This is a genomic window from Kineococcus indalonis (assembly GCF_009906395.1).
GTDB lineage: Bacteria > Actinomycetota > Actinomycetes > Actinomycetales > Kineococcaceae > Kineococcus > Kineococcus indalonis.
Genome location: NZ_JAAALM010000193.1, coordinates 1 through 6,719, shown reverse-complemented (window position 1 = coordinate 6,719; position 6,719 = coordinate 1). Strand labels below are relative to the sequence as shown.

Annotated in this window: 6 protein-coding genes; 3 read left to right on the top strand and 3 right to left on the bottom strand. The window is 76.2% G+C overall.

The annotated features are described in order from the left end of the window. Positions 1–86: 86 nt before the first annotated feature. The gene (locus tag GTR00_RS11045; protein WP_166611673.1) at positions 87–371 is read right to left on the bottom strand and encodes a hypothetical protein; all 285 of its coding nucleotides are present in this window, start codon (positions 369–371) and stop codon (positions 87–89) included. Positions 372–528: 157 nt separating this feature from the next. Between GTR00_RS11045 and GTR00_RS11040 the strand changes: the two genes are divergently transcribed. Both GTR00_RS11040 and GTR00_RS11035 read left to right on the top strand, forming a co-directional pair. Beyond that, complete coding sequence (locus GTR00_RS11040) at positions 529–1,962, top strand: M20/M25/M40 family metallo-hydrolase (RefSeq protein WP_205705548.1); 1,434 nt, start codon at positions 529–531, stop codon at positions 1,960–1,962. A gap of 97 nt (positions 1,963–2,059) precedes the next feature. After that, positions 2,060–2,647, top strand: coding sequence for a hypothetical protein (locus GTR00_RS11035; protein ID WP_166611672.1), 588 nt, complete (start codon positions 2,060–2,062; stop codon positions 2,645–2,647). 72 nt (positions 2,648–2,719) lie between these two features. Here the strand turns inward: GTR00_RS11035 and GTR00_RS11030 are convergent, their stop codons facing one another. After that, complete coding sequence (locus GTR00_RS11030) at positions 2,720–4,102, bottom strand: ATP-dependent 6-phosphofructokinase (protein WP_166611671.1); 1,383 nt, start codon at positions 4,100–4,102, stop codon at positions 2,720–2,722. Positions 4,103–4,278: 176 nt separating this feature from the next. Here GTR00_RS11030 and GTR00_RS11025 point away from each other — a divergent pair, with 176 nt between their 5' ends. Continuing rightward, the gene (locus GTR00_RS11025) at positions 4,279–4,677 is read left to right on the top strand and encodes an OsmC family protein (protein ID WP_166611670.1); all 399 of its coding nucleotides are present in this window, start codon (positions 4,279–4,281) and stop codon (positions 4,675–4,677) included. Between the two features lie 45 nt (positions 4,678–4,722). Here GTR00_RS11025 and GTR00_RS11020 read toward each other — a convergent pair. Then, positions 4,723–6,719: cytochrome c oxidase assembly protein (locus tag GTR00_RS11020; RefSeq protein ID WP_166611669.1), on the bottom strand; the 1,997-nt coding region annotated here is incomplete at its 5' end.

Below are 6,719 nucleotides of genomic sequence, written 5' to 3'. Positions count from 1 at the left end.
CCCTCGGCCCGTCAAACCCGACCCGTCGGCGCGTCGGACCCGACCCGTCGGCGCGTCGGACCCGCCCACCCGCGGGCCGGCGGGCTTCAGGGGCGCGGGTCGGTGCGCTCCCAGCGCCGCCCGCCGCGCTGGCGGCGCGGCGTGGTGGCCGCGGTGCACTTCGGGCACACCCACCGCACGGCGTCGGCGCTGCCGCCGGTGACCGGGTCGGCGTCGGCGAAGTCCACGTGCGGGAACCGCGCCAGCCCCGCCCGGCGCAGCGGCACCCCGCACGCCGTCTGGTTCTGCCCCGGCTCCCAGGCGTGCACCTCGCCGGCCGGCAGCCGGCTGCCCTCCCCGGGGTCGTACGTCCCGCTGGCCGCCACCTTCACCGCGCACCTCCCGCCCCGGACCGCGGCCCCGGTTCGACCGTCCGAGGAGCCTAGCCAGCCGCGGCGGCGCGCACCGGGTGGCGGTCCCGGCGGGCGCGAGGTGCAATGGCGGCGGTCGAGACCGCCGGCTGAGCACCGAGGTTCCGACGGAGGACCGGTGACCATCGAGCGCACCGCCGCACGCACGTACCCGCCGCACGACACCGCCGAGCTGGGGCGGGTGCACGCCCACCTGGACGCCACCCGCGAGGAGCTGCTGGAGCACCTGATCGGCTGGGTGCGCATCCGCTCCGTCTCGGCGAACCCCGAGAACACCCCGGACATGGTCCGCAGCGCCCACTGGCTGGCCGCGCTGCTGCGCGCGACGGGCTTCCCCGAGGTGGAGGTGTGGCGCACGCCGGGCGCACCGGCGGTGTTCGCGCGCTGGCACGAGACGCCCGGCGCCCCCACCGTCCTCGTCTACAGCCACCACGACGTGCGCCCCGCCGAGGACGACCACTGGGAGCAGACCCCGCCCTTCGAGCCGGCGCTGCGCGACGGCCGGCTGTGGGGCCGGGGCGCCTCCGACGCCAAGGGGCAGGTCCTGGCCCACGTGTGGGGGCTGCGCGCGCACCTGGCCGCCACCCACCGCCGGGCCCCCGAGGTCAACCTCACGGTGCTCGTGGAGGGCGAGGAGGAGGCCGGCTCCACGCACCTGGCCGCGCTGCTGCGCGAGCACCGCGAGCAGCTGGCCTGCGACCTGGTGGTGCTCTCGGACACCATGACGTGGTCGCGGGAGCACCCGGCCGTCTGCACGGGGGTGCGCGGCTCGCTGAGCGCCGAGCTGGAGGTGCGCGGTCCGCTGCGCGACGTGCACTCCGGCGCCGTCTCGGGCACCACCCCGAACCCGGTGCTGGCGCTGTCGCGGCTGCTGGCGGGCCTGCACGACGCCGAGGGGCGCGTGACGCTGCCGGGGTTCTACGACGACGTCGTCGAACCCGGGGAGGAGGAGCTGCGCGCGCTGGCGCAGCTGCCGTACGACGAGGCCGACTGGCTGGAGCGCAGCAGCACCGGCTCCGTGGTCGGCGAGCGCGGCTGGAGCGTGCCCGAGCGGCTGTACGTGCGCCCCTCCGTGGAGGTGGTCTCGCTGCTGGCCGGCGACCCCGTGGGCCCCTCGCAGGGCGCGATCCCCTCCGTGGCCACCGCCGGGATCAGCGTGCGCACCGTGCCCGGGCAGAGCGTCGCGCGCGTGGCGGAGCAGCTGCGGGCGTGGGCGCGCGAGGGCCTGGGCGAGGAGGTGGCCCACGAGCTGCGGGTCTCGGAGGAGTCCGGGCAGGAGCCGTACGCCACGCCGTGGGACCTGCCCGCGCTGGCGCAGCTGCAGGTCGCCGCCGCGGAGGGCTTCGGGCGGCCCGTGGGGCGCATGCGCAACGCCGGCGGCGCGCCCGCGCACCTGCTGGCCACCTCCCTGGGGGCGCCGCTGGTGTTCTTCGGCACCGGCCTGCCGGAGGACAACTGGCACGACAGCGACGAGAGCGTCCACGTGGACCTGCTGCTGGCCGGGGCCGCGACGCTGGCGCGGTTCTGGAGCCGGCTGGGGGTGCCCGGGTGAGCGCGCCGCCCGCGCGCGGCGGGGATCGGCACGTGTGAACGGCGCCCGGCGGGGAAGGGGACAGACGACGACAGAACGTCCCGACCCGGAGGTACCCGTGAGCACCAGCGACAACCGCTACGTCACCCAGGCCGTGCACGACCTCGCCTCGGCCCTGTGGTTCGGCGGCTCGGTGATGGGCGTGGCCGGCGTCAACAAGTCCGGCAGCGACCTGACGTCGGGTTCCGACCGCATCCGCGTGGCCGCCTCGGCGTGGTCGCGCTTCCAGCCGGCGCAGTGGGGCGGCATCGGCACGGTGCTGTTCACCGGCTCCAAGCTCACCGCGGCCAGCAGCAACCGCATCGCGGCGCAGAAGGGTTACGGCAGCGTCGGCGCCCTGAAGATCGGCTTCGTCGTCGGCGGCGCGCTGGCCACGGCGTACTCCGCCTACGCCGGCAAGAAGATCGCCGCGGCCGCGCAGGCCGCCGAGCAGCGCGGGGAGCCGGTGAGCGTCAAGGACGCCACCATCCCCTCCTCCACCACCCCCGCGGACCTGGCCGCGTGGCAGAAGAAGCAGCGCGTCGCGCAGTTCGCGGTGCCGCTCTTCGCCGGCGGCAACATCTTCTGCAACGCGTACCTGACGCAGTCCTACCGCTTCGGGCAGACCGCCAAGGGCGTCATCGCCCGCCTGAACCCGGCCTCCTGAAACCGGCCCCGGCGCGACGGAGCCCCGCACCCCGCCCGGGGTGCGGGGCTCCGCGCTGCGCGGGCGGGGACGTCACTGACCGCCGAAGGCGGTGACCCGCTCCGCCTCCTTGTCGCCCAGCGACCACGGCTGGCCCGTGGCCTCCAGCACCGACCACCACAGGTCCCCGTGCGGGTCGACCTGGTTGCGCGCGGAGACGGCCAGCCGGATGGGGATGTGCACGAACCGGCGCCGCCAGCGGCCCACCACCATGTTCGTGCGCCCGGCCATCGCCGCGTGCGCGGCCGCGTGCGCCAGGCGGATGCAGTACACGCTGTCGTACGGGTTGGCCGGCACGGAGCGGATGACGTAGCTGGGGTCGATGTAGCGCAGGTTCAGCTCGAGGTCGTGCGCGGCGAAGTCCTCGGTGATCGCCTGGCGCAGCAGCCGGCCGACGTCCTGCAGCTTCTTGTTGCCGGAGGCGTCGGTGAGGTGGTCCTCGTCGAACAGCTCCTGCCCGGCGCCCTCGGCGGCCACCACCAGCGCGTGGCCCTGGGTGGCGACCTTCTGCCGCAGCAGCTCCAGGAACCCGCCGGCGCCGTCCAGGGTGAAGGGCACCTCGGGGATGAGCACGAAGTCGGCCTCGTTCTGCGCCAGCGCCGCGTAGCAGGCGATGAACCCCGAGTGCCGGCCCATGAGCTTGACGATGCTCACCCCGTTGGGCGCGGTGCGCGCCTCCACCTTGGCCGAGCGGATGGAGCGGGTGGCCTCGCTGAAGGCGGACTGGAAGCCGAAGCTCTGGTCGATGAAGGGGATGTCGTTGTCGATGGTCTTCGGGATGCCCACCACGGCGATCTTCAGCCCGCGCTCGGCGACCTCCGCGCAGATCCGCTGGGCCCCGCGCATCGTGCCGTCGCCGCCGATGACGAAGAGGATGCCGATGCCCATCCGCTCCAGGCAGTCCACCACCTCGGCGGGGTCCTGCTGGCCGCGCGAGCTGCCCAGGATGGTGCCGCCCTCGGCGTCGATGCCGTCCACGGCCTCGGGGGTCAGGTCCACCACGTCGTGGCCGTAGCGCGGCACGAAGCCCTGGTAGCCGTTCTTGAAGCCGTAGATGCGGCGCACGCCGTAGTGGTTGGTCAGCTCCGTGACCAGGCCGCGGATGACGTTGTTGATGCCCGGGCACAGCCCGCCGCAGGTGACGATGCCCACGCGCGTCTTGGAGGGGTCGAAGAAGATCTTCTTGCGCGGGCCGGTGGGCTCCAGGCTGGGCAGGTCGGCCAGGCCGTCGAGGTCGTCCTCGCCGGCCACGCGCCGGTTCACCTTGGACAGGGTGTCGTCGAAGAGCACCCGGTCGGTCTCGTCGATGTAGTGGTGCGTCGTGCGGCGCGCCTGCAGGCGCGGGGCCAGCGGGGAGTCCACCGTGCAGGGGCCGAGGGTGTCGACCGTGAAGTCGGGCACCGCTGCGTTGTCCATGGGCGTCGCAGGTCCTTCCGGGCTGTGGGGTCCTCGCCGGTCCGGCGGGCCCATCATCGCCGGGCCGGGCCGCGGGCGCCGCGCCGGGGTGCACCCCGCGCGGCAGGACGGCGGGGATCGGCCAGCCCGGCCGTGATCACCGAGCGCGCCCCGGCGAGGCGCCCTAGCGTCGGGGCATGAGCAACGACCTCTACACGGCCGTCGTCACCTCCACGCCGGGCTCGGCCCGCTCCGACGACGGCGCCCTGACCCTGGACGTCAGCGAGCCCACCGCCCTGGACGGCGCCGGGCAGGGCACCAACCCCGAGCAGCTCATGGCCGCGGCGCTGGGCAGCTGCCTGCTGGAGTCGCTGCGCATCGCCGTGTCCACCACCGGCGGCAGCGTGGACGGCGCGCAGGTGGAGACGCGCGTGACGCTGGCCCAGGGCGAGCCGGGCTACACCGCCCGCTACGCGCTGCGCGTGACGCTGCCGGACGCCGGCACCGACGCCTCCGCGGTGCTGGAGCAGGCGCTGGGGCTGTGCCCGTTCACCAAGACGCTGCAGGCCTCGGCGCTGGACGTCCAGCTCGCCTGAGCCCGGCCGGGTGCGCCGCCCCTCGCCCCGGCGCGGGGCGGCGCCTCAGCGCTCCTCGGAGGGCGCCGGGCGCCCGTCGTGCTCGGCCAGGCGGGCCAGCATCGCGTTGTAGTCGGCCAGCTCCCGGCCGCCGTCGCGCTCGGCGGCGCGGTCGCGGCGGCGGTTCTCGCGCGTGTCCGAGCGGGACCAGGCCACCGCCACGCCCAGCACGAGCACCAGGGTGGGCACCTCGCCGATGCCCCAGGCGATGTCTCCGCCGTGCTGCTGGTCGGCCAGCAGGTCCGTGCCCGGGGCCACCTGCGCGAACCAGTCCGGCGCCAGCAGCTGGGTGCCCTGCATGAGGGCCACGCCGAAGAAGGCGTGGAAGCCCATCGTGGCCAGCAGCAGGATCAGCCGCAGCGGGTGCGCCGGGCGGTGCGCGCCGGGGTCGACGCCGATGAGCACCGAGGAGAACAGGTACCCGGTGCCCAGGAAGTGCAGCATCATCAGCTCGTGCCCCACGTGGGTGCGCAGGGCCAGCTCGAACAGCGGCGAGTAGTAGAAGACGATCAGGCTGCCGGCGAAGAGGGCGGCGGCCACCAGCGGGTGCCCCACCAGCGCCAGGAAGCGCGAGCGCACCAGCGTCAGCAGCCACTCGCGGGCCCCGCGCGAGCCGTCCCGGCGCGCGGGCAGGACCCGCAGCGCCAGGGTCACCGGGGCGCCCAGCACGAGCGCGGGCGGCACCACCATGGTCAGCAGCATGTGCTGGAGCATGTGGGAGCTGAAGGACAGCCGGCCGTAGGCGGCCGGGCCGCCGCTGGTGACGAGCAGCAGCGCCAGGCAGCCCAGCACCCACCACGCCGTGCGGCCGGCGCTCCAGCGGTCCCCGCGGCGGCGCAGGCGGTGCACGGCCAGCAGGTAGCCGGCGAGCAGGCCGGCGCCCACGAGCAGCCACAGCAGGTCCGGGGAGGTCTGGGTGAACCAGCGGGCCGCGGTCAGCGGCGGCGGCGCCGGCTCGCCCAGGAGCTGGTCGACGGGGCTGGTGGAGGGGTCCCGCTCGGGCACCGGGGTGGGGGTGCGGCTGAGCGCGACGCCCAGGCCGGTGGCGGCGGCCATGAGGACCAGCTCGCCGACGGCGACGCGGGCGAAGGCGCGCGGGCGGGTGGCCAGCAGCGGCAGGGTGCGGCGGCGGTGCCAGGCGCCCAGCGCCCCCAGCAGCACCAGGGCGAGCACCTTGGCGAGCACGAGCGCGCCGTAGGCGGTGCCCAGCGCGGACCAGCCGCCCAGGCGCACCGAGGCGTTGACGACCCCGGACAGCGCGACGGCGGCGAAGCACCACAGCGCCAGCGTCGAGTACCGCGCGGCCAGCGCGCCCAGGTCCGCGGCGCGCCCGCCGGACGCGGCGGCGCGGCGGCCGGTGAGGGGGGCCACGAGCAGCACGGCGGCCAGCCCGCCGACCCAGACGGTCACGCCCACCAGGTGCAGCGCCAGGGAGGTGACGGCGGTCTGGTGCGAGGCGGAGCCGGAGGCGTGGCCCGACAGCGACAGCGGCAGCAGCGCCACCAGGGCCAGCACGGCCGACCAGGCGGCGCCGGTCTGGGTGGCGGCGGCGGCGCCGACGGTGGCGACGACGGCGGCCAGGACGGTGGTGACCAGCAGCGCGCGCCCGAGCTCGATCTCCTGGGCGAACTGGGCGAACTGGGCGCCGAAGCCGGGCGCGCCGGGGGCGGCGCCGACGACGTCCATGGCGGTGAGCACGAGCACGGCCAGCGCGGCCAGCGTCCAGGCGCCGGCGCCGACCGCGCCGGCGCGCACGGCGCGCGTCCAGGCGGCGGAGGGGTGCGGCAGGAGCAGGGCGGCCACGGTGGGCGCGCCGACGGCCAGGGCGGCGGACAGGTCGTGCACGGTGCGGGCCAGCGGCAGGCCGTAGCGGACCAGGGCGCCGGGGTCGCCGAGCACGGAGGGCACCAGGCCGCCGCCGGCGGCCAGGGCCGCCAGCAGCACGGCGCAGGCGGCGGCGAGGCAGGCGGCCGCCACCAGGGCCGTGCGGGCGGCGGGGCGGC